The sequence below is a fragment of the Dehalococcoides mccartyi 195 genome (assembly GCF_000011905.1).
In the GTDB taxonomy this organism is placed as follows: domain Bacteria; phylum Chloroflexota; class Dehalococcoidia; order Dehalococcoidales; family Dehalococcoidaceae; genus Dehalococcoides; species Dehalococcoides mccartyi.
Window position 1 is genome coordinate 730,445 of record NC_002936.3, and the last position, 25,561, is coordinate 756,005.

26 protein-coding genes, 5 tRNA genes and 1 pseudogene are annotated in these 25,561 nt (G+C 48.0%); 21 read left to right on the forward strand and 11 right to left on the reverse strand.

What is annotated here, in order from left to right:
• Window positions 1–34 precede the first annotated feature (34 nt).
• The 3 genes and pseudogenes from DET_RS04125 to DET_RS04135 all read left to right on the forward strand — a co-directional run.
• The gene (locus DET_RS04125) at window positions 35–697 is read left to right on the forward strand and encodes a hypothetical protein (RefSeq protein ID WP_041223453.1); all 663 of its coding nucleotides are present in this window, start codon (window positions 35–37) and stop codon (window positions 695–697) included.
• 97 nt (window positions 698–794) lie between these two features.
• The gene (locus DET_RS04130) at window positions 795–1,712 is read left to right on the forward strand and encodes an ABC transporter ATP-binding protein (RefSeq protein WP_010936527.1); all 918 of its coding nucleotides are present in this window, start codon (window positions 795–797) and stop codon (window positions 1,710–1,712) included.
• 53 nt (window positions 1,713–1,765) lie between these two features.
• Window positions 1,766–2,791, forward strand: a pseudogene (locus tag DET_RS04135) (ABC transporter permease); the annotation flags it as partial.
• 80 nt (window positions 2,792–2,871) lie between these two features.
• On the opposite strand, the gene queA reads toward DET_RS04135, so the two are convergent.
• The gene (gene queA, locus DET_RS04140; RefSeq protein WP_010936529.1) at window positions 2,872–3,903 is read right to left on the reverse strand and encodes a tRNA preQ1(34) S-adenosylmethionine ribosyltransferase-isomerase QueA; all 1,032 of its coding nucleotides are present in this window, start codon (window positions 3,901–3,903) and stop codon (window positions 2,872–2,874) included.
• 161 nt (window positions 3,904–4,064) lie between these two features.
• Between queA and surE the strand changes: the two genes are divergently transcribed.
• The 6 genes from surE to panC all read left to right on the forward strand — a co-directional run bounded on the left by surE (window position 4,065) and on the right by panC (window position 8,655).
• Entirely contained in the window at window positions 4,065–4,862 is a 798-nt protein-coding gene (gene surE, locus DET_RS04150) for a 5'/3'-nucleotidase SurE (RefSeq protein WP_010936530.1), read from the forward strand.
• Between the two features lie 139 nt (window positions 4,863–5,001).
• The gene (locus DET_RS04155) at window positions 5,002–5,565 is read left to right on the forward strand and encodes an OB-fold protein (protein ID WP_041223360.1); all 564 of its coding nucleotides are present in this window, start codon (window positions 5,002–5,004) and stop codon (window positions 5,563–5,565) included.
• 170 nt (window positions 5,566–5,735) lie between these two features.
• A complete protein-coding gene (locus DET_RS04160) occupies window positions 5,736–6,593 on the forward strand; it encodes a Rossmann-like and DUF2520 domain-containing protein (protein ID WP_010936534.1) in 858 nt (285 codons plus the stop codon).
• Between the two features lie 22 nt (window positions 6,594–6,615).
• Window positions 6,616–6,990, forward strand: coding sequence for an aspartate 1-decarboxylase (gene panD, locus DET_RS04165; RefSeq protein ID WP_010936535.1), 375 nt, complete (start codon window positions 6,616–6,618; stop codon window positions 6,988–6,990).
• Window positions 6,991–6,994: 4 nt separating this feature from the next.
• Window positions 6,995–7,843, forward strand: a complete 849-nt coding sequence (gene panB / locus DET_RS04170) for a 3-methyl-2-oxobutanoate hydroxymethyltransferase (protein ID WP_041223361.1) — start codon at window positions 6,995–6,997, stop codon at window positions 7,841–7,843.
• The gene (panC, locus tag DET_RS04175) at window positions 7,822–8,655 is read left to right on the forward strand and encodes a pantoate--beta-alanine ligase (protein WP_041223362.1); all 834 of its coding nucleotides are present in this window, start codon (window positions 7,822–7,824) and stop codon (window positions 8,653–8,655) included. Before panB ends, panC begins: the two co-directional genes overlap by 22 nt.
• Here the strand turns inward: panC and DET_RS04180 are convergent.
• A complete protein-coding gene (locus tag DET_RS04180) occupies window positions 8,652–9,917 on the reverse strand; it encodes an MFS transporter (protein ID WP_041223363.1) in 1,266 nt (421 codons plus the stop codon). The genes panC and DET_RS04180 overlap by 4 nt on opposite strands.
• A 324-nt stretch (window positions 9,918–10,241) precedes the next feature.
• On the opposite strand from DET_RS04180, the gene DET_RS04190 reads away from it, so the two are divergent.
• The 5 genes from DET_RS04190 (at window position 10,242) to DET_RS04210 (ending at window position 12,274) form a co-directional block, all read left to right on the forward strand.
• Window positions 10,242–10,317 (forward strand) — tRNA-Phe (locus DET_RS04190).
• Window positions 10,318–10,391: 74 nt separating this feature from the next.
• A tRNA-Leu gene (locus DET_RS04195) sits at window positions 10,392–10,478 on the forward strand.
• Between the two features lie 29 nt (window positions 10,479–10,507).
• A tRNA-Gln gene (locus tag DET_RS04200) sits at window positions 10,508–10,581 on the forward strand.
• Between the two features lie 10 nt (window positions 10,582–10,591).
• Window positions 10,592–10,666 (forward strand) — tRNA-Asn (locus DET_RS04205).
• A 36-nt stretch (window positions 10,667–10,702) separates the two neighbouring features.
• Window positions 10,703–12,274 carry a phytoene desaturase family protein gene (locus tag DET_RS04210; RefSeq protein WP_010936540.1) on the forward strand — a complete coding sequence of 524 codons (1,572 nt, stop codon included), beginning with the start codon at window positions 10,703–10,705 and terminating at the stop codon, window positions 12,272–12,274.
• Here the strand turns inward: DET_RS04210 and DET_RS04215 are convergent.
• Window positions 12,271–12,861: a phosphatidic acid phosphatase gene (locus DET_RS04215; protein ID WP_010936541.1), complete on the reverse strand. Its 591-nt coding sequence runs from the start codon at window positions 12,859–12,861 to the stop codon at window positions 12,271–12,273. The genes DET_RS04210 and DET_RS04215 overlap by 4 nt on opposite strands.
• 218 nt (window positions 12,862–13,079) lie before the next feature.
• Here DET_RS04215 and DET_RS04220 point away from each other — a divergent pair, with 218 nt between their 5' ends.
• The 4 genes from DET_RS04220 to DET_RS04235 all read left to right on the forward strand — a co-directional run bounded on the left by DET_RS04220 (window position 13,080) and on the right by DET_RS04235 (window position 16,617).
• The gene (locus DET_RS04220; RefSeq protein ID WP_010936542.1) at window positions 13,080–13,826 is read left to right on the forward strand and encodes an ABC transporter ATP-binding protein; all 747 of its coding nucleotides are present in this window, start codon (window positions 13,080–13,082) and stop codon (window positions 13,824–13,826) included.
• Window positions 13,819–14,544: an ABC transporter permease gene (locus DET_RS04225; protein WP_010936543.1), complete on the forward strand. Its 726-nt coding sequence runs from the start codon at window positions 13,819–13,821 to the stop codon at window positions 14,542–14,544. Before DET_RS04220 ends, DET_RS04225 begins: the two co-directional genes overlap by 8 nt.
• 100 nt (window positions 14,545–14,644) lie before the next feature.
• The gene (locus tag DET_RS04230) at window positions 14,645–15,400 is read left to right on the forward strand and encodes an ABC transporter ATP-binding protein (RefSeq protein WP_010936544.1); all 756 of its coding nucleotides are present in this window, start codon (window positions 14,645–14,647) and stop codon (window positions 15,398–15,400) included.
• Window positions 15,382–16,617 (forward strand): SufB/SufD family protein, encoded by a 1,236-nt coding sequence (locus tag DET_RS04235; RefSeq protein ID WP_010936545.1) that lies wholly within the window; start codon window positions 15,382–15,384, stop codon window positions 16,615–16,617. The genes DET_RS04230 and DET_RS04235 overlap by 19 nt, the downstream gene beginning before the upstream one ends.
• A 69-nt stretch (window positions 16,618–16,686) precedes the next feature.
• On the opposite strand, the gene DET_RS04240 is transcribed toward DET_RS04235, so the two are convergent.
• From DET_RS04240 to DET_RS04260, 5 genes are all read right to left on the reverse strand, one after another.
• Entirely contained in the window at window positions 16,687–17,478 is a 792-nt protein-coding gene (locus DET_RS04240) for an ABC transporter ATP-binding protein (RefSeq protein ID WP_010936546.1), read from the reverse strand.
• Between the two features lie 88 nt (window positions 17,479–17,566).
• Window positions 17,567–17,639, reverse strand: a tRNA-Lys gene (locus tag DET_RS04245).
• Window positions 17,640–17,754: 115 nt separating this feature from the next.
• A complete protein-coding gene (locus DET_RS04250; protein WP_010936547.1) occupies window positions 17,755–18,408 on the reverse strand; it encodes a thymidylate synthase in 654 nt (217 codons plus the stop codon).
• A gap of 11 nt (window positions 18,409–18,419) precedes the next feature.
• Window positions 18,420–19,124: a hypothetical protein gene (locus DET_RS04255; RefSeq protein WP_010936548.1), complete on the reverse strand. Its 705-nt coding sequence runs from the start codon at window positions 19,122–19,124 to the stop codon at window positions 18,420–18,422.
• 9 nt (window positions 19,125–19,133) lie between these two features.
• Window positions 19,134–19,724: a hypothetical protein gene (locus DET_RS04260; protein ID WP_010936549.1), complete on the reverse strand. Its 591-nt coding sequence runs from the start codon at window positions 19,722–19,724 to the stop codon at window positions 19,134–19,136.
• A 123-nt stretch (window positions 19,725–19,847) separates the two neighbouring features.
• Here DET_RS04260 and DET_RS04265 point away from each other — a divergent pair, with 123 nt between their 5' ends.
• From DET_RS04265 to DET_RS04275, 3 genes are read left to right on the forward strand one after another with little or no spacing between them, the layout of a single operon-like run.
• The gene (locus tag DET_RS04265; protein ID WP_234943790.1) at window positions 19,848–20,243 is read left to right on the forward strand and encodes an archease; all 396 of its coding nucleotides are present in this window, start codon (window positions 19,848–19,850) and stop codon (window positions 20,241–20,243) included.
• Window positions 20,244–20,252: 9 nt separating this feature from the next.
• Entirely contained in the window at window positions 20,253–21,713 is a 1,461-nt protein-coding gene (locus DET_RS04270) for an RtcB family protein (RefSeq protein ID WP_010936551.1), read from the forward strand.
• The gene (locus DET_RS04275) at window positions 21,714–22,331 is read left to right on the forward strand and encodes a SagB/ThcOx family dehydrogenase (protein WP_010936552.1); all 618 of its coding nucleotides are present in this window, start codon (window positions 21,714–21,716) and stop codon (window positions 22,329–22,331) included.
• Window positions 22,332–22,333: 2 nt separating this feature from the next.
• Here DET_RS04275 and cimA read toward each other — a convergent pair whose 3' ends face one another.
• Genes cimA through leuD form a run of 3 tightly spaced genes read right to left on the reverse strand, consistent with a single transcriptional unit; the run spans window position 22,334 to window position 25,540 of the window.
• Entirely contained in the window at window positions 22,334–23,935 is a 1,602-nt protein-coding gene (cimA, locus tag DET_RS04280) for a citramalate synthase (protein ID WP_010936553.1), read from the reverse strand.
• A gap of 6 nt (window positions 23,936–23,941) precedes the next feature.
• Window positions 23,942–25,039 carry a 3-isopropylmalate dehydrogenase gene (gene leuB, locus DET_RS04285; protein ID WP_010936554.1) on the reverse strand — a complete coding sequence of 366 codons (1,098 nt, stop codon included), beginning with the start codon at window positions 25,037–25,039 and terminating at the stop codon, window positions 23,942–23,944.
• Complete coding sequence (gene leuD, locus DET_RS04290; protein WP_010936555.1) at window positions 25,040–25,540, reverse strand: 3-isopropylmalate dehydratase small subunit; 501 nt, start codon at window positions 25,538–25,540, stop codon at window positions 25,040–25,042. It lies immediately after the preceding gene.
• Window positions 25,541–25,561: the final 21 nt, after the last annotated feature.

Below are 25,561 nucleotides of genomic sequence, written 5' to 3' on the forward strand. Positions count from 1 at the left end.
TTGCCAACTAAAATTGATAGATAACGAGGATTTTATGAAGTGTCTTAATTGTTCCCGTGATTTTGATGATAGCCTGGTTGAATCCGGCTTGCTTTTCTGTCCTTTCTGCGGTGTCGGACAACCCCGGGGTTCGCAAAACCCCGATATAGATAATATGACCTTTTGCAGCTGCGGTCAGGGCATTGTGGGGAAGGTTAACTATTGCCCAAGCTGCGGCCAGATGTTAAACCCTGACGCTCCCCCTCTTGGGCGAACCGGCCGTCTTTATAAGAATACCACCCGCCGTGAGTCAGCCGAAAAGTTTTCACCGCCAGTACAGCCTGCTCCCGAAGATGACGAATATGAAAATGATGAAGAACTGGAATCAACTGCCAAGCCGCGGAATTACCGTGATGAAGATGATACTACCCCTGCCGCTAGACCTGCCCGGCAGGCTTATCCCTATTATGACCAGTACGAAGAACGTCCCCGCAGCCGCACCTCCCGCCGTTATGCTGCTGAAGATGATTATTACGAAGATGAAGAACCCCGCTACCGCACTCCCCGCCGCCCTGCCAAGGCTTACCGTGAGGAGCGCAGTTACCGTCCTAACCGCCGCAATGATGTAATGCCCCTTCTGGTAGTGCTCCTGATTGCTGCGGTGGCTGTGCTGGGCTATGGTGTTTATCTGCTCATCCAAAACTTTACAGGCAGTTAACCCGTCTTCCTTAATCCAGCCTTAATATTGCTGCTGTATACTTAGTGCACGTGCAGTTTAATTATGCCTTTTCACTGCAGACAGAGAAAGGAAACAGATGGTTATTCAAGTGCAAGACTTGGTAAAGGTCTACGGTCCAATCAGGGCGGTGGATGGTATCAGTTTTGAGGTCAAAAAAGGTGAGGTCTTCGGTATGCTGGGTCCGAACGGTGCTGGTAAGACTACCACAACCGAAATTATTGAGGGGCTGCGGGATGCGGATTCAGGCAGTGTCACGGTGATGGGCATGGATGTACGCAAACAGCGTGAACAGATTAAACAGCTTATCGGCATCCAGCTTCAGGCTCCGGCTCTTTTGCCGCTGTTAAATGTAGAAGAAATATTAAAACTTTTCACCTCTTTCTACCGTAATTCTCTGCCGGTTGATAAACTATTGGAAATGGTAGCGCTGACCGAAAGCCGCAAGGTGCTTTCTAAGAATCTATCCGGCGGTCAGCAGCAGCGCTTATCGGTAGCTATGGCTATGGTCAATAACCCGGAGATTACCTTTCTGGACGAACCCACCACCGGGCTTGACCCTCAGGCCAGGCGGGGTTTGTGGTCGGTTATTGAAGAGCTGCGCGCACAGGGTAAAACAGTCTTCCTCACCACCCATTATATGGACGAGGCTGAACGGCTTTGTGACCGGATTGCGGTAGTAGACCATGGCAAGATTATTGCTTTGGATACACCTAAAAAACTTATCTCAAGCAACTTTAAAGAAAGCGCCATTGAGTTTGAAATGGAACCTGTGCCCTCCGGTGAACTACTGGGGTCTTTTCCGTGTGTGACCAGTGCTTCAGTAGAAGGTTTTGAGGTTATTTTATATTCGGCTGATGTGCCTAAAACTATGGGCGCCATACTGGATTATGCGGATAAAAACAAGGGTAATACCGAACTGCGTAATCTGCATGTCCGCCAGGCCACCCTGGAAGACGTATTCTTGAAACTGACCGGCAGGAAGATAAGAGAATGAATTCATTTTTAAATATGCTAAATGCCAATTTCAAGTAATTTCTTCGGGACAAGACCGCTTTGTTTTTTACCCTGGCTTTCCCGGTACTCTTTATCATTATGTTCGGGCTGGTTTTCAGCGGTACAGACAAGATTAATTATGATGTTGCCCTGGTAAACGAAGACGATTCGCAGATAAGTCAGGGTATAGTTCAGGCTTTCAGTCAGGTAAGCATATTTTCAGTGCAGGATAACCCGCGGGATGACAGTCTGCAGCTTCTTACAGACGGTAAGCTCAAGGCAGTTATAATACTGCCGGAGGGTTTGGGGCAGGCGGCTCTGTCCGGGCAGACTACCGAGGTGCAGGTCTATTATGACGGCTCTCAGACCAGCGTAAACCAGATTATTTTGCCGGTGGTCAAAGAGATACTTCAGAGTATCAACCGTGAGATAACCCAGACGCCCGTTTTGTTTGAGATAAGCGAAGAGACTATTCAGACCAAAGACATGAGTATGATGAGTTTCTTTATCCCCGGTGTGCTGGCCATGTCTATCATGTTCCTGGGAATTTATTCGGCCATGCCGCTTATTCAGCAGAGGGAAAAGAAGATTTTGAAACGGCTGGGGGCTTCCCCTATTTCCCGCTCCACTATTATATTCAGCCAGGTGGTGCTCAGGCTGGGGCTGGCAGTGCTTCAGACCGTTATCATTATAGTCATCGGGCAGCTTATGTTCGGCGTGGAGATTTTAGGCAACTGGTGGCTGCTATTAGGGCTGGTGATGCTGGGAACGCTGTCATTTATCAGTCTGGGCTTTCTGGTGGCTTCACTGGCCAAGACCGAAGAGGGTGCTATGCCCATTGTGCAGCTTATCCAGTTCCCCATGATGTTCCTTTCCGGCATTTTCTTTCCGCTGGAATATATGCCGGATTTCATGCGCCCGGTGGTAAATGCTTTACCGCTGACCTATTTGGGTGATGCCTTCAGACAGGTAATGGTGGACGGAGCTCCTGTTTTCCCGCTGGGGGTTGATTTGCTGGTAGTCACAGGCTGGCTGGTGGTCTGTATGGTTATCTCAGTCCGCTTTTTCCGCTGGGAATGACCAGTTTTTGCGAATAATAAAACTAAAGGCCGGGAATTAAACCCGGCCTTTGTTATTTATGGGTAATTTTTGGGGGTGTTTTATAAAACCAGCATGGCATCACCAAAGCTGTAAAAGCGGTAATGCTCATTTATAGCCTTTTCATAGGCTTTCTGAAGTAACGGCCAGCCGGCAAAGGCCGCTGTCAGCATAAGGGGGGTGGAACGGGGCAGATGGAAATTGGTAATAAAACAGTCAGCCACTTTAAATTTATATCCCGGCAAGATAAACAAATCCGCCCAGCCCGAATATAGTTCAATAATCCCGTTCTGACTTAGACTGGAAGCCTGTTCCACCAGTCTGGTGGCCGAAGTACCCACACAAAATACCCGTTTACCGTTTGCTTTGGCCTGGCAGATAGCCGCGGCAGTTTCCGCACTTAGTATACCGTATTCACGGTGGATTATATGGTCACTGGGGTCTTCCTCTTTGACCGGGCGGAAGGTATCCAGTCCTATGTGCAGGGTTACGTAGGTACAAATTACACCCATATCTCCAAGGCGTTCTAACAGCTCCGGGGTGAAATGAAGACCCGCAGTTGGGGCGGCAACACTGCCGTTAGTCAGGGCGTAAACTGTCTGGTAGCGTTCCGGGTCTGAAACCGGCGTGTGTATATAAGGCGGCAAAGGCACTTCGCCCAGTTTCATCAGCAGGGTTTCATCTGAAAAACGCAAAAGCTTGATGCCGTCTTCCTTATCTGCCAGCACCTCGGCTTGAATATGTATCTGTCCGTCTTGCTTCCGGATATCAATAATAGTGCCGGGTTTGGTGCGTTTCCCCGGTTTTAACAGGGCTTCCCAGCAACCGTTGCCGTCACTTTTCAGCAGGAGTATTTCAATCTTAGCTGAAGTATCCTGCTTAATGCCTTTTATACGGGCGGGCAGTACCCGGCTGTTATTCATTACCAGTACGTCTCCCGGCTGAAAATAACCGGTTATGTCTCTGAAAATACAGCTCTTTAGCTCCCCGCTCTGGCGGTTTAAGACCAGCAAACGTGAGCTGTCACGGGGTTCAGCGGGTTTCTGGGCAATGTATTCCTGCGGCAGGTTATAATCAAAATCGCTGGTTTTCACAAATCCTCAAACAAATAGACAGAGTGATAGTCAATTTTTATTCACTGTAAGTATATCCGTGAGAGGTTTTTTAAGCAATTTTGGTAATTCCGGCTGTTATCCGGGTAATGACGGCGGTTAGTTTGCCCGGTTTTTGAGGGTATGCTAAACTCATCTTTGTTATGAGAATACTTGTGAGCAATGATGACGGTATTTATTCATCAGGCCTGTGGGCACTGGTGAAAAGGCTCAAAGAAGTTGGCGAAGTAGTGGTGGTAGCACCTGACCGTGAGCAAAGTGCTACCGGCACCCAGGTAACCCTGCGCCAGCCCCTCCGGGTGCAGAAAACCCACCCGCTTATTCCGGGCATAGAGGCTTATTCGGTAGAAGGCAGCCCATGTGACTGTGTAATAATGGGTTTAGCCAAGCTGATAACCGAACCGGTGGATTTGGTGGTATCAGGCATAAACCATGGCCTGAATCTGGGTGATGATGTGCTTATTTCAGGAACGGTGGGTGCCGCCCTGCAGGGATACCTGCGTAACATACCCTCAATAGCCATCTCAATACCCGTCACGGCGGAAGAGCCCGAAAATCTGGATAGTGCCGCCTGTATTACAGCGGAGATAGCACGCCGGATACAGAGCGGGCATATCAGTAAAAATTCTTTTCTGAATATAAATACCCCTGACCTGCCGCTTTGCCGGATTAATGAGTTACGGGTTACCCCGCTTGCCCATAAAACCCACATAGAAACAGTGGAAGAAGGGCATGATGGCAGGAAGCGTTATTTCTGGCTCAGGCGACGCCAGCTAAGCCCGGCAGACAATAACGAAACGGATATCTGGGCGGTGGAAAACGGCCTAATCTCTATAAGTGCACTCCATGAAAGGCTTTTCCAGCAGCCGCCCTTTATGCTTGAAGATACTGAAACTGCCGGCATACTGGCTTCAGCCAGAGCCCTTCAGGATATAATCTAGTAGTAAATAACCGCCCCGGATAATCTTAGCCTGATTTTTTCAAAGCGCTGCCAGATACAAAAACTGGTTTTTGGCTTGACCGGATATGTCATGTGGTATATCATTTTAGGGTATCAATATAATGTCTTGAGGTATTGAGATGAGCAACTCTACAAATGGCAAATTTCTAAGGGGGATAATGCTCTCTTCACCTGTGCTGGTTATTGCCGCAGTGAGCATAATATTCTCGGTTTCAGTTGCTTTGGAAGGCAAAATAGATTCTTCACCTACCGGAAGTACCAGTAACAATACCCAGCAGGTAGATAATAATGAACCTGCTGATAATACTCCATCTGGCGAGCCTGTTATTATACTGGTAGCTGCCGAAACTTTGTATTCACAGTTTATCAGTCCCGGTGAAATCAACCCTGAGCAGTATTATACCAATAAAACTATCAAAGTCAGAGGGAAAATAGCCGACTTTGTTTACGGTTCAGCACCTAACAGTTGCTGGATATCCTTGAAAACTGATTTGGATAACGGGGCAAATATAATTTGCTACTTCGGTAATTATGTAATCAAACCGGGGGCTGATATTGAAATCGGCATGGAGATTGCAATTACCGGTACATGTATGGGTATGACCAACGGGAAAATCACTTTCGTTGGTTCATCCACTGAGGACATTGAGTTTATACCCTACGACCAGAATATAGAGGCCTAAATACGGGCTATATGCCACCGACCTTAACCGGCGGTGAGCTTTCGGGTGCTTTAAATTAAATATCTCCCCGCTTGGATCGGAAAACGGCCGAGACGGTAAATAAAAAGATTTTTTTAGATGCCTTCTTCGGTCTGCCGGGGAGGGCATCTATCATTATCAGGGGGTAACAGGTGCAGACGCTGGGTTTTATAGGGGCAGGCACAGTGGGGAGTGCTCTAGCTGTGGGGCTAACCGGTAAAGGATATCCCGTTTCCGGCATTGCCAGCCGCACGGCTCAGTCTGCGAACAGGCTTTGCCGGAAAATCCCTTCGGTACAAATCTGCCTTAATCCGCAGGAAGTGGCTGACACCGCTGATATTGTATTTATTACCACCCCGGATGACACTATTGCCGAAGTCTGCCGCAGTATCAGCTGGCATCCCGGCCAATATATAATTCACTGTTCCGGGGCTTATTCAGCTGAACTGTTGCAAACTGCCCACGAGTTTGGGGCGCATACAGGGGTACTGCACCCCCTCCAGAGTTTCAGTTTACAGACAGACCCGGTAAAAAACCTTAGGGGTATTACCTATGCGCTGGAGGGTGATGACCAGACTTTGCCTGTGCTTAAGGATATGGTAAAAGTGCTTGGCGGAGAGTGGATAATCCTTAAACCGTCAGATAAGCTAAGTTATCATCTGGCAGCAGTTATGGCTTCCAACTATCTGGTTACACTTATGGAAATGGCTGCCGGGCTCTGGCAGACTTTCGGTGTCCCCGAAGATAAAGCCGTAAAAGCCCTTATGCCGCTGGTACGCGGCACCCTTTCAAATATAGAAAAAGCAGGTATAACTAGTGCTCTATCCGGGCCTATAGCCAGGGGGGATTACGGGACGGTTTTAAAACATCTGGCAAATCTTGAAAATACTGCCCCGGAGTTGCTGCCTGTTTATAAAGAACTGGGCAGCCAAACTGTTAAAATAGCGCTTGATAAGGAAAACCCCAATCTGGCTGGCATAGAAAAAGTATCCGAGATACTGGCAAATTAAGGAGACATATACAGTGAGAATCATGCTCAAAAGCAAAATCCACCGGGCTACCATTACCGATGCCTGCATAGACTATGAAGGCAGTATTACCATTGATAAAAACCTTATGCAGGCAGCCAACTTGCTGCCCTACGAACAGGTGCATGTGGTAAATGTAAATAACGGAACGCGGCTGGAGACCTATGTCATAGAGGGCCCGGCTGGCAGCGGGCAGATATGCTTAAACGGGGCAGCTGCCCGTATGGGAATGAAGGGTGATAAAGTAATTATACTGGGCTACAGTCTGATTACCGAAGAAGATACCCTTACCCACCAGCCGAATCTGGTCTATGTAGACAGTCTTAACCGCATAACCAAAGTTAAAAACGGGGTTGCCAGCCGGAATTTAGAGGTATAAACAGATGCGCACCACCATCAGCCAGCTAAAGGAAATGAAACAGAACAAGCAGAAGATAGCCATGCTGACTGCATATGACTATCCCACTGCCCAAATACTGGATAAAGCCGGTATACCGGCCATACTGGTGGGAGACAGTTTGGGTATGGTGGTGCTTGGGTATGATTCCACCGTAAGCGTGACCATGGAAGATATGCTGCACCATCTGAAAGCCGTAGTCAGGGGCAGCCAAAAGGCCATGGTCATAGCCGATATGCCCTTTATGACCTATCACCTAAGCCCGGAACAGGCACTCCTGAACGCAGGGCGTTTTATGCAGGAAGGCGGCGCTCAGGCAGTCAAACTGGAGGGCGGGGTAAATGTGGCTGACAAGGTTAAACGTATAGTTGACTGCGGCATTCCCGTTATGGGGCATATAGGGCTGACTCCCCAGTCTGTTAACCAGCTAAGCGGGTTTAAAGTCCAGGGGAAAACTCTGACAGCTGCTTTAGCCCTGCTAGAAGATGCCAGGGCTCTGGAAAAAGCCGGGGCGTTTGCTATAGTGCTGGAGACTATGCCGGCTGAGCTGGCGGCCATGATTACCGCTGCCGTTTCCATACCTACCATAGGCATAGGGGCAGGTGAAAATTGTGATGGCCAGGTGCAGGTGGTATCCGATATGCTGGGTATGTTTACTGATTTTGTACCTAAACATACCAAAAAATACGCTGATTTAAACGGTATTATCTCAAAAGCTGTATCCGGATATGTAACTGAGGTTGCAAAAGGTGAATTTCCCACTTTGAAAGAAAGCTTCACCCTTGATAAAAAGGTATTGGAGGAACTGAAAAAGTGCGTATCATCAGAACAGTAGCCGAGATGCAAAAACTGCACCGTGAAATCTGCGGACCGGTTGGCCTGGTGCCGACTATGGGCTATCTGCACGAAGGGCATTTGTCACTGATTAGGGCTTCTAAAAAACAGGATCTAAATACGGTCGCCAGTATCTTTGTTAATCCCACCCAGTTCGGGCCGCATGAGGATTTTAAAAAGTACCCCCGTGACGAAAAACGGGATATGGCCATGCTGGAAAATGCCGGTGTGGATTATGTCTTTGCCCCGTCCGTTGAGGAAATGTATCCACCCGGCTTTGATTCATGGGTAGAGCCTGGTGTTTTGCAGGAACGTCTGGAAGGGGCTGTCCGTCCGGGGCATTTCCGCGGGGTATGTACTGTTGTGGCGAAACTTTTTACAATAATCTGCCCTGCCAAAGCCTATTTCGGGCAGAAAGATTACCAGCAGTACCTCATAATAAAAAAAATGGCCTCAGACCTTAATCTGGACGTATCAGTGGAAATGCTGCCCATAGTGCGTGAGAGTGACGGTCTGGCACTAAGCAGCCGTAATACCTATCTTTCTGCTTCAGAGCGTAAGGCGGCTTTGGTGCTTTACCGCTCCCTGCTCACAGCCAAAAGCTTGTTTGCTGCAAAAGAGTACAACCCGGAGATTATTCGCAGAAAAATGACTGAGGAAATACAGCGCGAATCCCTGGCGGAAATAGATTATGTCAGCTTGTCAGACCAGGATACCCTGGGTGAGGCGGATAAAGTATCTATAAAAACTATTGCCCTGGTAGCTGCCAGATTCGGCAAAACCCGTCTGATAGACAATATGTTTTTAGCCTAAGCTGCCCCCGCAGGTTTTTTCTTTGGCGGTTCTTTGATAAATACCAGCAAACCGATAACGGCAAGCAAGGCCAGTGCCGCCCCGAAGTAAAATGGTGCTGCCGAACCTATAGTGTCCCACAGAATACCCGCAATAAGGCTGGCCGGCAGCAAAGTCAGCCCGACTACACCCTGATATAAGCCATAGGCAGTACCCCGTTTATCCGGTGGTATCATATCTGCCACAAAAGCTTTGGCTACCCCTTCTACAATCCCGTAGTATAGCCCGTAACAGCCAAACAGTATCCAGATACCAATCTGGCTTTGGGTAACGGCAAAACCCAGATACACCAGGGCGTAAAACAGCCAGCCCATGGCTATTACTCTTCTGCGCCCTATTCTGTCTGAAAGCAGCCCGGCCGGCAGTGAAATCAAGGTATAGGTCAGGTTAAAAACTACCAGCATCAGGCTGATTGCCAGTACCGAAACCCCCATATCCTGTGCCCGCAGAATAACAAAATAGTCACTGGAATTCCCCAGCGTAAATAAAAACATAACCAAAAGAAAAAGTTTGAAGCGGCTGTCCATACCGGAAAGCAAAGTGCGAAAATTAAAATGGGGTTTCATATCCGCTTGGGCGGTATTTTGGGGGCGGCGTTTTTCCTTTACAAATACCGCCAGTACCAGCACTGCCAAAAAAGCCGGAATTATTCCCCACCATAGCAGTGTAGTATATGTTTCCGGTTTGAGTGTCAGGCTGCCGCTTTGGGTAAAATATATGACTACGGCCGCAATACCCAGGCCCAGTGTCGCACCCAGGCTGTCCATTGCTTTATGTAAACCGAAACTGCGCCCTCTTTCATATACTTCAACCGAATTGGCAATCAAGGCGTCTCTGGGTGAAGACCTGACCCCCTTGCCTACCCTGTCTGCAAAGCGGACACCGGTGACTATGCCCCAGCTGTTTGCCAAAAGCATAAACGGCTTTGAAAGTGCCGAAAATCCGTAGCCGAAGAGTGCCAGGCTTTTACAGCGGTTAATCTTGTCACTAAGATACCCGCTCAAGATTTTAAAAATGGCTTCGGTAGAATCTGAAAGCCCGCCCACGAAGCCGATTACGGTGGTAGTCGCTCCCAGTACGTTAGCCAGAAACAGCGGCACCAGGGTAAAAATAATCTCACTGGAGATATCAGTCAGGAAGCTTACTATCCCCAGAAAAAATACGTTGGGTGCAAACCCCATAATCCTTTTTTCGGAAGCGGCAGGTTTCATTTCTTGCTTCATTTTCCAGTTACCTTAATTCGCCCCTGCTGGATATGTTTGTACCACTCATTAAGCCTCTCAGGGCCTTAGACGGCGGTTTGGGCGTCTCCCTGCCCTATCCAGCTAGCGCTTCTTTTAAAAGCAGACAGCGTATTTGGGGCATCAGCTGAGATACCTCTGCATATGCCGGAAATATTATCCGGCTGATTATATATCGCTTTAACATATCAGCACAGGATATAATAATATGCGTATTATCCTGTCGGTGCAAGATAAAAATAGCCTTGAAACAGGCTGAAATTCTTGACACCTTTAACGCTTAAGGCTACAATACTACATGTTTTCGCCGAGGTAGCTCAGCCGGTAGAGCAGCGGACTGAAAATCCGCGTGTCCCCAGTTCGATCCTGGGCCTCGGCACCATTTGATATTGGTATTTCAGTTACTTAAAATAGCTTTAATCAGCAAACGTAGCCAGCGAAAGTAATCTTAAACCGGCCGAAGTGGCGGAATGGCAGACGCGGCAGTCTCAAACACTGCTGGGGGTAAACCTCGTGTCGGTTCGAGTCCGACCTTCGGCACCAAGAGGACTTGAAAGCTTACTTTTAGGCTATGGCGAGTTGTGTAGTGGTAGCACAGAGGACTTTGAATCCTTATGCCCAGGTTCGAATCCTGGCTCGCCAGCCAAATAAAGCGTTCCCGAGTAGCTCAGTGGTAGAGCGGGCGGCTGTTAACCGCTTGGTCGTAGGTTCGAATCCTACCTCGGGAGCCAACGTATATTAAACCGCCTGACGCAGGCGGTTTTTTTATGCCGTTTTCAGCTATTGACGCTTTTATAAAAGCGGATTATCATTCGGCTGTATTTCAGGAGGCCGCCGTGTCTGCAAAAAAGGTTATCATTATTGGTGCGGGTTTAGCCGGACTTTCTGCCGGTTGTTATTCCCGCATGAATGGTTATGATACCCGTATTTATGAGCATCATTCCAAGCCCGGCGGTGTTGCCGCCTCCTGGCGGCGGGGTGATTACCTGGTTGACGGCGGTATTCACTTCATTACCGGCTACAAAAACGGCACTGATTTATATAATATCTACCGCCAGCTTGGGGTGGCAGACCCGGCCAACTTTGTGACCATGAAATCATACGGCAGTTTTATTGATATTGAGCAGGGAAGGCAGCTGGATATACCCGTTAATATTTCTGAACTGGCGCTGGAGATGAAAATGCTTTCCCCTGCAGATGCTCCCTTGATAGATGGTTTGGTAGCGGCGGTACATGCTTTCTCCGGCAAAGATTTAGCTACGTACGGGCAGCTTAATCCGCCGGAACTTACCTCCGGCATGGACAGGCTTACGGCTATCTGGAAAATGCGTGGTCTGGTTAAGTATATGTCCGGCCGGTATGCAAAAAGTATGGCAGAGTATACTTCCTTAATGCAAAGCCGCTGGCTGGCGGACTGCCTGAATAATCTCTTTACCCCCCAAGTGCCTGTCTGGTTTGTAGTCATGCTGCTGGCACTTGCCGGTGACGGGCAAATAAGCTACCTGGCAAGAGGCTGTAAAGATTTTGTCCGCCGGATAGAAAAACGGTATAAAGATTTGAGCGGGGAACTAACCTGCTCTGCTACGGTGGAAAAGATACTGGTTCAGAATGACTGTGCAATCGGGGTCAGGCTGGCTGACGGGACTGAAGACTATGCAGATTACGTTATTTCAGCCGGTGATATTTATAATACAGTTTTTCACCTGCTTGACGGCAAGTATATAGGCAAAAAGCTCCAAAACAAGTTTGATACCTCTGAACTCAGCCTGCCCTATTTTGTGGCCAGCTTTGGGGTAAAACGCACTTTTGAAAATGAAAATGTTTTTAATACAATTTTTTTAAAAAAGCCCTTGCGGGTTGGTAACAGGGAGGTCCGGCAGCTGTTCCTTCGGATATTTAACTACAGTAGTCACTTTGCACCTGAAGGCAAGAGCGTTATTCAGGTAGAGTTTGAAACCGAATGGGTTTACTGGAACAACCTTAAGCAGACCGACCTTAGTAAATATACCGCTGAAAAAGAACGGCTGGCGGCTGAAATACTGGACAATCTGGATATGCTATATTCTGGCGTATCCCAAGCAGTGGAAATCAGGGATATTGCTACTCCCTGCACTTTCAGCCGTTATACCTTAAATCATCAGGGTGCGCCGGAAGGCTGGGGTTTGAATGCCTTAAATTTCAAGGCCGAATCAAGGCGGACTTTAGAGGGGCTGTCAAACCTTTATCTGGCAGGACACTGGGTATCAGGGGGTGTGCCGGGAGTAATACTTTCAGGGCGTCAGGCTGTACAGCTTATATGTGCCAAAGAAAAGAAGACTTTTTTTACCCGGACTACTTAGAGATTGACCATATTGAAAATATTAAAAACAGTTACTATCACTGTGCCCGCCAGCAATGCTCCGGCAGTTACCTGCCCAACGGTATGTTCTTTTAAGTAAACTCTGGCCCAGGCCATCATGGGTACCAGCAAAACAAAACCCAAAGCACTGTAGCCGTAAAGCACCAAAGCTATACTGAAAAAGGCGCTGGCAAACGCGGTATGAACGCTTATCTTCCAGAAGAAATTTACTATCATAAAAAGTACGCTGGAGACAAAACCGGCAAATAAAGCGGCAATCAGTTTATCCGGCGCGCCGATAAATACCAGTATTATCAAAGCGGCGCCCACCAGCACCGAACCTAAAACATATAAAACATGGCGCTGCTCACGGGGGTTTGAAAAGACTGACTTTAGTTTACCTTTTTTGACCATATTTAAAATGACCAGAAATATCGGCAGCATGCACAGGGCTATAAATATAAATGACCATTTGGCGGCTTCCCACAAATTGGCGGTAGAGTCTTTGGCCAAAAGGAAAACAAACAATATGCTAAGCGTAAGCGGATTGAAAATATCAGAGATGTAGTTTGCCAGTCTGGTCTTCAATTCACCTTCCCGTATATAAAGCTTTCACTTTCATATTAGCATAAACTCCCGTTTCGCACTAATAAATCTAACTATATTGATACTAACTCTTGCGGGTGTACGCTTGCTGCGGGTATTATGAATCAAGAGCAGTTCAGAAAACTTGGGAATATTCGGCTGAGAGTCAGGCAAAGGGTTAGTTTTTAAAAAGCCGTTGCCCAGACAGAAAGGGACACGTTATGACTGATACAGCTATCAGCTTGCGGGATATATCTTTCAGCTATAAGCGCATTAAAGCTTTAGATGATTTGAGTTTGGAGATTCCCTGCGGTATAAGCTTCGGGATAATGGGGCCTAACGGGGCAGGCAAAACCACTCTTATCCGGATAATGGTGGGGCTTCTCCGCCAAAAAAGCGGATATCTTGCTATACTGGGCAAAGAGTTCAGCCGCCAGCTGGAATATCAGCTGGGGTACATGCCTCAGATACATTCCCTGTATACCGAACTGACAGTCAGCCAGAATATAGACTTTTTTGCCCGTATCTATGGGCTGCGGGATAAAACACTGCGTAAAGCCCGGATAGAAGAAGTAATCAGGCTGGTAGACCTCTGGGACAGACGGAACGATGCTGTTATGAACCTTTCCGGAGGCATGAAACAGAGGGTAAGTCTGGCTTGTGCCATTGTCCATAATCCGCCGGTAATCTTTTTAGACGAACCCACTGTGGGGCTTGACCCCGAACTGCGCTGCCGCTTCTGGGAGTACTTTAAGAGCTTGAACCAGAAGGGGGTAACAATAGTAATATCCAGTCATACCCTTGATGACGCCGCCCACTGTGACCGCCTGGCATTTCTGCGTGAGGGCAGAGTTATTGCCGAAGGTACTCCGTCAGAATTAAAGGCGGCTACAGGCAATGCCGATGCCAGTTTGGAAGACGCCTTTTTATATTCCATCCGCACAGGAGGTGCTCTCAGCCATGAATAATATACTGGCTATTGCCCAGAGGCTTATCCGCCAGTTGCTCCATGACCGGCGGACTATGGCCCTTATTATAGTAGTCCCGGTGGTGGTTATGGGGCTTATAGGGGTAAGTTTCCCGGATGCCACTGTACTTGATTATATTGCCCCGGCCATGCTGGCCACTTTAGCCCTGTTTTTCAGCTTCCTGCTGACCGGCATTTCATTCCTTAGGGAGACATCTCAGGGGACTATGGAAAGGCTTATGGCGGCACCTGTTTCCCGTCTGGACATAGTTGCCGGTTATCTGCTGGGGTTTTTCGTGTTTGCCCTGCTCCAGACACTTATCATTGTTCTTTTTACTATCTACGTGCTGGGAGTCAACTTTCAGGGTGAACTCTGGCAGATTCTGCTCTTTCAGGTGCTTATTATTACCGGGGCGGTTACACTGGGCATTTTCACCAGCAGTTTTGCCAAAAATGAATTTCAAATGGTTCAGTTTATCCCTCTTATTATTGTCCCCCAGGTGTTTTTGTGCGGTGTTATCTGGCCGGTTTCCCAAATGCCGGAATGGCTTCAGTACCTGTCAAATATACTGCCGCTGACCTATGGCGTGGACGGCATGCGGGAAATAATGCTTCAGGGGAAAAATCTGGCTGAAGTAGGCTTTCAGTGCGGGGTTCTGATATTGTTTGCAGTTATTACCACCGCTTTGGCGGCACTCACCGTTCCCAAGCGCCGCTAAGGTAAAATAGTCATGCCGCCAGTTGGCGTGCAAATTGCATATCCGCCGCTTTACTGGTAACATTTAACATATACTAAGCATAAATTCAGGGGTATTTAAAATGGATTTAGAAATTTTGCTTGAGGTAAAAGACCTCCACGTTGAGGTAGATGGCCGTGAGATACTCCACGGAGTTGACCTGGTACTGCCTGCCGGAGAAACCCATGTCATTTTCGGGCCTAACGGCAGCGGCAAAACTACTTTGCTGATGACTCTGATGGGCTTTCCCCGGTACAAGATAACTCAGGGGCAGCTTATATTTAATGGCAAAGATATTACCCATGTCCCCATTGATGAGCGTGCCCGTTTAGGCATAGGCATAAGTTTTCAGCGCCCGCCAGTAGTCCGCGGGGTAAAACTGAGGGAAATGGTCAGGAGTTCGCTTCGGACTAAAGAAGACTCAGGCTTGATTGATGAGCTTGCCAAAAAAGCCCACATGACAGATTTTCTGGAAAGAGACGTAAACCACGGCTTTTCCGGGGGTGAAATCAAACGTTCCGAACTGCTGCAGTTACTGGCACAAGGGCCGGATATGGTCCTGCTTGATGAACCTGAATCCGGGGTTGATTTGGAAAATATTGCCCTTATCGGCAGCCTTATAAATGACCTGCTGGAGAAAAAACACCCTATCCGCGAACGCAAACGGGGTGGTCTGGTAATAACCCACACCGGGCATATCCTGGATTATGTAAACGCCCGTACCGGTTATGTGCTCTGCCACGGACGCATAAATTGCACCGGTGACCCGCGGGATATGCTGGAAACTATAAAGCAGAACGGTTATCAGGAGTGTGTAGAATGTCCCCGAAAGATCTAAGGCCCAATCTGGCTGATAAAGCCGGTGCTGCTGTAAATAAAAAACCCGCCATCGGTGATGATATTTTATTAGAAAAATATACCGATAATACCGATGACCATAAATACGTAAATAAACCATCTGAGCTTGGGGCTGAAGATAAATCCCGTATGCTTGAGTCAGGTGTAATACTGGATGACCTTAAGGAACGCAGCGGAACATTTATCCAGATGGATAACCGCCCCGTCCATTTCTCTACCCAGCAGGATGGCATAGAGATTATGTCAACCAGTGAAGCCGCTTTGAAGTATGACTGGCTGAAAGATTACTGGTGGAAAGCGGTATCTGTAGATGCGGATAAATATACCGCCCATGTTGAGCTTAACAAGGCAGACGGCTATTTTATACGGGCGCTTCCCGGCGTAAAAACCGAATTCCCCGTTCAGTCCTGTATGTACATGGCTAAAAACCAGGCTATACAGAATGTCCACAACATTATTATTGCCGAAGAAGGTTCCGAGCTGCATATTATTACCGGCTGTACTTCCGCTCACCGCACTGAGACCGGTCTGCATCTGGGTGTGACCGAGTTTTTTATAAAAAAGGGCGCTAAAGTAACCTTTACCATGATACACACCTGGTCACCGGATATAGCCGTGCGTCCGCGTACCGGTGCCATAGTGGAAGAGGACGGGGTTTTCCTGAGTAATTACGTTGTCATGAAAACTGTTAAAAACCTGCAGTCATACCCGGTGGCCTATCTGAACGGTGAAAATGCAGTTGCCCGTTTTAACAGTGTTATGGTTTGCCCTCCCGGCTCTAAAATGGATGTCGGTTCGCGGGTCTTTTTAAATGCCAGGCATACCCGGACAGAGCTTATTACCCGCGCCCTGACCACCGGCGGGGAGATTATCTCCCGCGGGTATATTGAAGGAAAAGTGCCGGATTGCAAGGGGCATCTGGAGTGCCGCGGGCTTATTCTGGGTGATAACGGCATTATTTATGCCATACCGGAGCTTATGGGTAAGGTGGCCGGAGTGGATTTGTCTCATGAGGCTGCGGTGGGTAAAATAGCCGAAGAGGAAGTTGAATACCTGATGGCCAGAGGGTTAAATAAAGATGAAGCTACGGCTGCCATTGTACGCGGCTTTTTGAATGTAGATGTTGAGGGCCTGCCTCCCCTGCTTAAGGAAGAAATGGATAAAGCCATTAAGCTGGGTGACCAGGAAGGAATGTAATAATAATATTACATTAACTGTATAAAAAAACCCTCTGGAGACAGAGGGCTTTTTTATGTGTATAAGGTGCTAGTATATATGATAAAAACCGTCTTTGCTCAATAGGTTTACTTCAAACCCGAAAAGCTCTGCAAAATTAGCTTCGGTCAGTATCTCGGTTTTTACCCCGTCCCGGAAAATGCTGCCGTCTTTCAGCATAACCACTCTGTTTATTTCCGGTATTATGTCACTAAGGTTATGAGTTACCAGTATTATCTGGGTGCCCAGACCGGCAATTTTGCTGAGCAGTTTGCGTAACTGGTGGGCGGATTTCATGTCAAGGTTGGTAGTCGGTTCATCCAGCAGCAGGCTTTGGGGTTTGTTTACTAAAGCTCTGGCAATAACCACCCGGCGGGTTTCACCGCTTGAAATCTCATTGGTCAGCCTTTCCGCCAGTTTGTCTATCTCCAGCAGATGCATTACTTCATTGGCATAGTTTTCCATCTCCGTGCTGACCAATCCGGCATCGTGCAGATATGGTGAGCCGAAATACCCGCTTAGCACTGCTTCTTTGCAGGTCTGGCTGATATTTTGGTTTAAAACTTCGGCTGATACTATGCCCAACTGGCTTCGCAGCGCAAACACATCCCAGTTTTCCCGTCCCAGTATACGCAGGCTTGAATTTTGGGGGTCAAAAATCGGATACAGTTCGCGGGTTATGGTTTTAATCAGGCTGGATTTACCCGCTCCGTTCGGGCCGAGGATTGCCAGGCTTTGCCCCTGGTTTATAACCAGATTTATATTTTTCAGGCACAGGCGTTCACCGCGTACCAGGCTTATGTTCTTAAACTCTATCAGAGGTGGTAAATCTTGTTTGGCCATTTTTAATTCCTTCTTGCAAGCTCTGAAATCACCGGCAAACAGAAAAGCGGTCAATACCACGCCTGACCGCTTTAAAACCATTATAAAGTGAGCCGAGGAGGACTCGAACCTCCAACCAATTGATTAAGAGTCAATTGCTCTGCCAATTGAGCTATCGGCCCACGTTTAAAACACCCATATTTTAACACTATACCCAGTTTGTGACAAATACAAAGCTGTCTGTTTTTGAAAAGAACGTTCAGCATTATAGTACAAATAAGCAGAAATGCCAAATATCTAAGCGCCGTTCATACCGGCGGCGGTTTTGGCTATATCCCATGCATAATCGTATATATGCATGCCCTTGCTCATGGCGATAATCTCTCCGTCCTCCACCCCTATTTCGGCGGCCATGTATTCTTTGAGCATCTGGATAGCGGCCAGATTAGACGGGAAACCTGCCCACAAATCCCATGAGCGGAAATATATAACGAAATGAAGTTTTCCGTAGCGGATTCTGGTATCTATACTTCGCAGGCAGGGCGGGTCTTCCAAATCCAGTGTTTCGGGGTTACCTACGGTCATAAAGGCCTGATTGGTATTGAAGCCTGTGTCCCGGTACATTTTTATGACCTTGGCAATCTGGGCTTCAAGGTACTGGCCGTAAGTATATTGTTCACCCTCTGCCCGGTGGGCGGTCATAAGATAAGGCAGGTAGTTGTCTATATATTCCAGAGTGGATGGGGCAGGTACGCCGGGGGGGACATCCGGTATAAGGGGGCGGTTGCCGGGATTTTTAATATGGACAGTTATCATATCCAGTTCTTTGCGTTTTTGCCCCGTATAACTGCCGCGTTCAATAGTGTATTCGTAACCATCTGTCAGCACCTGTCTTAAGCACAAAAACCATGCTTCGGAGAGGTCTCTGGCTTCCACTGAGGTAATTTTCATCAGTCTTCCCCTTATTTTTTCTTAAACAGGGCAAAAAAGCGGTCCTGATATTCATTAAAAAGCTCCCAGCGCTCCAGCTCGTCTTTAAGGTCTTTGGGGTCGGCTTCGTCCCTGAGTGCTTTGGAAAACAGCTCCTCAATATGAAAACGGGCATCGCTGGGTACGCCGTCAGCACCCACTCCCAGCCGTCCCCGGCTGCCTAAATCTGAGAGGTTGCCCTGAAGCGAATGGCGGGTAAGGTCGTAAATGAACTTGAGCAGGGAAACATCCCAGAGGATATCTTCGCCCTCTATAATGGTGGAGAGTTCAATTTTATCCCTATCCAGTTGCTGGTTTATATTCTGGGCTACCGTATGCAGTTCCCCCGGTACTATGTTAAGCCCTTTGGATTCATTTTTATAGGCATACATCAGCCCCGGTGCCTGAGAGCCGTACCGGTCAACTAGCAGGCTGAAATAGCGTTTTGCTTCGTCAGAGAAGCCTTCCAGGCGGCTAAGATAATAAGGCGTAACTATCCGCGGCTGCTGGACTATTACTTTGCCTTCCCGTATCACCGTTTCCCTAGGTGAAGACGCGTCCCCATCCTCAACGGGATAAGACGGCGTAGTCAGCAGGTAATAATCTATATTGGTAATACCGAAAGTCGCCAGCCGCTGTTTGGGCGGACGGAGTATCCGGGTATTTGCCACTGCTTTAAAAATCAGAGAATCGTCCACACTAGACCCCTATTTTATTTGTGAAAGTGCTTGTTTCATTTGCGCCAGAGATTCTATATACCGGGCTTCAAATTCATTTTTCCGTTTTCGCCATTCTTCCTGAAAACGGGGGTGCTTCTCTATGTCATTTGACAGCCCCGGGGGCATTTCCATTCCCTGCTGCATGGCTTTTTGCAGGTACTGGGAATACTGCTGTTTTAGCTGGTCATAAGCGCTGCGGCGCTGTTTTTCCCCCTGGTCAGCATAATGGGTCAGGATTTGCACCATCTGAGAGATAACTGCTTCGGCAGCTTCCTTATCTTCCTTGATACTTTTTATGCCTTCCATAGCTGTTTCGTTAGTACGCTTGGCGGCTTCATTTTCCGGCAGGGTTATCAGGGATGACAGCAGGTTTTCTATACCTTTTGCCACGTACTCACCCGCTTTTCCGCTGTACTGTTGAAGTTCCGCTTTGAGGTCTACATTCCCTTTCAGATAGGCCGCTCCCAGCTTTTCTCCAGCCGGCAGGTATTTCCAGCGGGCTTTTTCTTCCTCGGTAACCTCTTCAATATCCTTTAGCTTTTCCATGGCGATTTCAAGAGCAGATTTAATTTCGCCCATATTCACTCCGATTCCGTTTATTCGCTTATATTATACTAAATGATGGTCAAAGCTGAAAGAAATTTACGCTCGTGAATATTTAAAATGTTATAATAAATAGCCATGTTTTCCGGATATAAGCTGATGCAGCATACTGCCGACACGGGCATAATAGCCCAGGGAGCAGATTTGAGTGCTGCTTTTGCCTTTTCAGCCAGCGGGCTTTTCAGCCTTATCACCGATACCTCAACTTTGCAGCAGGATAAAGCCGTATCATTGGCATTCAGTTCAGACAGCTATGAAAATCTGCTGGTTAAATGGCTGAACGAGCTTATCTACATATTTGATACTCACCAGATGGTATTTGGCCGGTTTGAGGTAGCCGTTAGCCCTGATTTCAGGCTTTCAGCCACCTGTTTCGGACAGAAAATTACGGCTGATACTGTTTTACATCATTATGTAAAAGCCGCTACCTACCACCTGCTTAAGGTAAAAAAGATTAGCGGAGGGTACAAGCTACAAGTGGTATTGGATATCTAGGAGGCAGTTATGACCAGCCCGTGGCAGGGAATACTAAAAAAAATAGATGATTACCGCTGGGAAATTCCCCAGAACTATAAAACCGGTATGAAAGTGCCCGGTCTGGTGTATGCCAGTGAGCCTATGCTTAGCCAAATATGGGAGGAGCATGCTATAGAGCAGATTGCCAATGTGGCATTTCTGCCTGGTATTGTCGGCAAGTCTATGGCTATGCCTGATATTCACTGGGGTTACGGGTTTCCTATAGGCGGGGTGGCGGCCACCCGGATAAGTGACGGGGTAATTTCACCCGGCGGCGTTGGTTTTGATATAAATTGCGGCACCCGCCTTTTGCGGACAAACCTTAGTGTCCGGGAGGTACAGCCTAAGATAGATGAACTTTTGGCTGAGCTTTTTGCCAAAATACCTTCCGGTGTTGGCGGCAGCGGTAATATAAAGCTGAGCCAGCCGGATATGGATAGCGTCATGACCCGCGGCGGAAACTGGGCACTGGAAAAGGGCATGGGCGAGTCTGAAGATATCAGCCTGACTGAGGAATGCGGCAGTCTGTCCGGTGCTAATCCGGACAGGGTTTCCCCCAAGGCTAAAACCAGGGGTTCCTCCCAGCTGGGTACACTAGGTTCGGGAAATCATTTTCTGGAAGTACAGGTGGTGGCTGAGATATTTGACCCGGAAGTGGCCTCAGTATTTGGGGTGCAGGAAACCGGTCAGGTACTTTTTCTTATCCACACCGGTTCGCGGGGTTTGGGGCATCAGGTCTGCACTGACTATGTCCAGCTGCTCAATGAGACCGTCAGGAAATATGGGATAAATTTGCCTGACCGCCAGCTGGCCTGTGCCCCGTTAAAATCAGAAGACGGGCAGAATTATCTGGCTGCTATGGCTTGCGCTTCCAATTATGCCTGGGCTAACCGCCAGTGCATTACCCAGTGGGCGCGGGATGCCTTTATGAAGGTATTTGAAAAAGGGCGGCAGGATTTGGGTATGAACCAGATATACGATGTGGCTCATAATATTGCCAAAATAGAAGAACACATGGTTGACGGGAAAATGCAGAACGTATGTGTCCACCGCAAGGGCGCAACCCGCTCTTTTCCGGCCGGGCGGCCTGAAATACCCGCGATTTACCGAAAAGTGGGGCAACCTGTTATAATACCCGGGGATATGGGCAGGTACTCATATGTGGCTGTGGGCACCGAAACTGCCATGAAAGAAACTTTTGGGTCTACCTGCCATGGTGCAGGCCGGATGCTAAGCCGGAGCTTGGCTAAAAAAGCTGCTTCCGTTCCGCAGCTTATGGAAAACCTTAGAGCCCAGGGTATAAGTGTAATGGCAGGTGATATAGACAGCTTGGCTGAAGAAGCCCCGGAAGCCTACAAGGATGTGGCAGATGTGGTAGAAGTAACCCACAAAGCCGGTATTGCCCGAAATATATTTAAAACCAGACCATTAGGAGTAATCAAGGGTTAAATGGCCGATATTATAAAATTACCCCCGCCTGCTGTCCGGGGCAAAATGACAGTTGAAGAAGCTATAAATAAACGGCGTTCGGTGAGAGCCTTTTCAAGCCGCGGGCTGACCAAAGAAATATTATCCCAGCTGTTATGGGCTTCAGACGGTATTACCGATACGGTAGATAAATTGCGCTCTGCACCCAGTGCCGGGGCAATTTACCCGCTGGAGCTTTATATTATAGCCGGTGATAAAGGGATAGAAGGCTTGGATGCCGGTGTTTACCGGTATAATCCGGAGCGGCACGTTCTTCATCTGCAGCTAGGCGGTGATTTCCGCCTTCAGCTGGCGGAGGGGTGTTTTAATCAGGACTTTGTAGCTGATGCACCTTTTTCGCTGGTTATTTGCTACCGTCCTGATGAGCTGATAAAGAGGTATGGCAAAAGCGCTGACAAGTATGCTTATTTTGAAGTGGGTCACGCGGCTCAAAATTTTTGTCTGGAGTGTGTGTCTTCGGGTTTAGGGAGTGTAGTAATCGGTGCTTTTACGGAAGAAACTGTTTGCAAATCTATGAACCTGAACGGACACCCCAAACCGCTGTATGTAATTGCGGCGGGTTTCCCCGCCGCTAAATAAGTTTACTGTTTCTTGCAGTTTTTACATTTCTTGGTAATCAGCCAGTATTCAAAGCTGTCTGACAAAGCCAGCCAACTGGCTTCGATGATATTCGGGCTGGCACCTACAGTATGCCAGGTACTTTCACCATCAGTAGATTCAATCAGCACCCTCACCAAAGCATCTGTACCGCTGGTCTGCTCCAGTATACGCACCTTGTAATCCGAAAGATGGACAGATGAAAGTTCCGGATAAAACTGGCAAAGTCCTTTGCGCAAAGCGGCATCAAGTGCATTTATGGGGCCGTTGCCTTCGGCGACAGTATGCATAACCTCGCCGTCTACCCTTACTTTTACTATCCCTTCGGCCATCATTTCGTCCTGGCTGCGCATAGCTGAGGGGCGGCGCTGTTTTTCTACCACCACCATAAAATCTATAAGCTCAAACGGGGCTGCATAACCCGCCTGGGTGCGGTTTACCAGCAAATCAAAAGAGGCCTCAGCATTTTCATACTGAAAACCCATGCTCTCCATTTTCTTGACCTGCTGAAGCAAATCTTTGACTTCTTTTGAGTCCGACGTCAAATTTATGCCGATAGCTTTGGCCCTTTGGACAATGTTTGACCGGCCTGCCAATTCCGATACCAATAAACGCTGGCGGTTGCCCACCAGTTCCGGCTCTATATGCTGGTAACTGCCTGACCACTTGCTCAGGCCGCTGACATGCAGGCCTGCTTTGTGGGAAAAGGCGCTGGCACCCACATACGGCAAAAACGGTTCGGAAACCAGATTTGCCAGTTCGCTTATATAATGGGAAGTATCGGTCAGCAGCTTCAACTGGCTGTCAGTTATGCAGTCTATACCCATTTTCAGCTTTAAAATGGGTATTATGGAGCACATGTTGGCATTGCCGCATCTTTCACCAAAACCATTTATCGTACCCTGAATCTGGCTGGCACCGGCCTTGAGAGCGGCTATACTGTTAGCTACGGCCATTTCCGTGTCATTATGAGAGTGAATACCCACGCAGATATTTACCGACTTGGTTACCGCTTCTACGGCTTCGGCTATTTCTTCGGGCAGACTGCCTCCGTTGGTATCGCAAAGCACCACGCCTTCAGCTCCGGCCTTTTCGGCCGCCTGCAAAACCTGTATGGAGTATTCGGGGTTGTCTTTGTAGCCGTCAAAAAAGTGTTCGGCGTCCAAAAAAACCTTTATGCATTTTGAACGCAGGTATTCAATGGAATCAGTAATCATGGCCAGATTTTCTTCCAGAGTGGTTTCCAGCACCTGGGTCACCTGTCTGGCGGAACTCTTGCCGACCAATGTAACATATTCCGTACCTGCCTCAACCAGCTGCTTCAGGGTTGCATCTGCTTCGGCTTTAACTTTGGGGCGGCGGGTAGAGCCGAAAGCCACCATTTTGGCATTTTTCAGCTTGAGGGACTTTACCTGAACAAAAAATTCACTGTCTTTGGGGTTTGAACCCGGCCAGCCGCCCTCAATATAGTGTATGCCCAGTTCATCCAGTTTCTGGGCAATCTTAAGCTTATCAGCTACCGTAAAGGAAATTCCTTCACGCTGAGAACCGTCTCTTAAAGTAGTATCATATAGTTTTACTTGCACAGGAGTTTAGCCTCCTATAATTTTAGCTATCTGGCTGCCCATCTCGGCTGTACCAAGTTTGGTGTTGCCCTCTTTAAATATATCTATCGTAGCATAACCAGCCGCCAGAACCTTGTCAACCGCCGCCTCAATTTCAGCAGCTTCGGTCTCCAGCCCGCAGGAATAACGGAGCATCATGGCTATGCTTAAAATGGTGGCAATGGGGTTGGCAATATTTTGCTTGGCAATAGTGGGGGCACTGCCGTGAATAGGTTCGTAGAGGCCAAATGTTTTAGTACCTTTTGCCGGTATGCCTGCCAGAGAGGCAGAGGGCAGCATGCCCATAGAACCTGCCAGCATGGAAGCTTCATCAGTCAAAATATCACCGAACATATTTTCAGTCACAATAACATCAAAATAAGTGGGTGCAAGTATCAGTTTCATGGCACAGGCATCTACCAGTATATGTTCCACCGTAATATCAGGGTAGTCTTTAGCAATTTCTATTACTATCTGCCGCCACAAACGCGAAGACAGTAGCACATTGGCCTTGTCCACGCTGACCAGTTTCTTTTTGCGGCTTCGTGCCAGCTCAAAGCCAACACGCACAATCCGTTCTATTTCCTTTTCGGAATAGGTCATGCTGTCGGTAGCTTTGCGGATACCCGAAGGTGTGGTCCAGCGTTTTTTAGGCTTGGCAAAATAAACGCCGCCGGTCAGCTCCCGTATAAAGATGAAGTCAGTGCCTTTTACTATTTCTGCTTTTATGGGAGCAGAATTAACCAGCGAAGGGGCAACCTTGACCGGGCGGATATTGGCAAAAAGACCAAGGCCGCGTCTTAAGGCCAGCAAACCATCTTCAGGGTGAACCGGCAGTTTGGGGTCATCAAAGCGGGGGTCACCTACTGCCGCCAGTAAAACGGCATCAGACTTTTTGCACATGGCCAGTGTCTCAGGGCTGAGTGCTACCCCCTCTTTGTCTATACAGCAGCCGCCGATAAGGCCGTACTGATATTCAAAGCTATGTTTGTATTTTTTGGCAACAGCATTAAGCACCTTTAGGCCTTCGGCCATAACCTCCGGGCCGATGCCGTCACCGGGCAGAACTGTCAGTTTGAAATCCAACTAAACACCTCTTCCGCAAAGTTTTTCACGGGTATATTCAATAAGGCCGCCGGCCTTTATCAGGCGGGACATAAACTCAGGATAGGGTTTGGCGGCAAAGCTTTTACCTGTAGTCAGGTCTTTGATAACGCCGCTTTCCAAATCTATTTCCAGTTCGTCACCGCTGTTTATTTTTTCGGCTGCTTCGGCACTTTCAAGCAATGGCAGGCCGATGTTTATGGCGTTGCGGAAAAATATGCGGGCGAAACTGGCGGCAATAACCGCCGAAACACCGGAAGCTTTTATTGAAATAGGTGCATGCTCACGTGAAGAACCGCAGCCGAAATTGGTGGTGGCCACGATAAAATCACCCGGTTTAACCTTTTTTACAAAGTCCAAGTCTATATCTTCCATACAATGTTCGGCCAGTGCCTTAGGTTCGGATACGTTTAAATACCGTGCCGGGATAATGGCATCCGTATCCACATTTTCACCGTATTTATGTACAAATCCTTTTAACATCTTTTCTCCTAGCTGAATAAA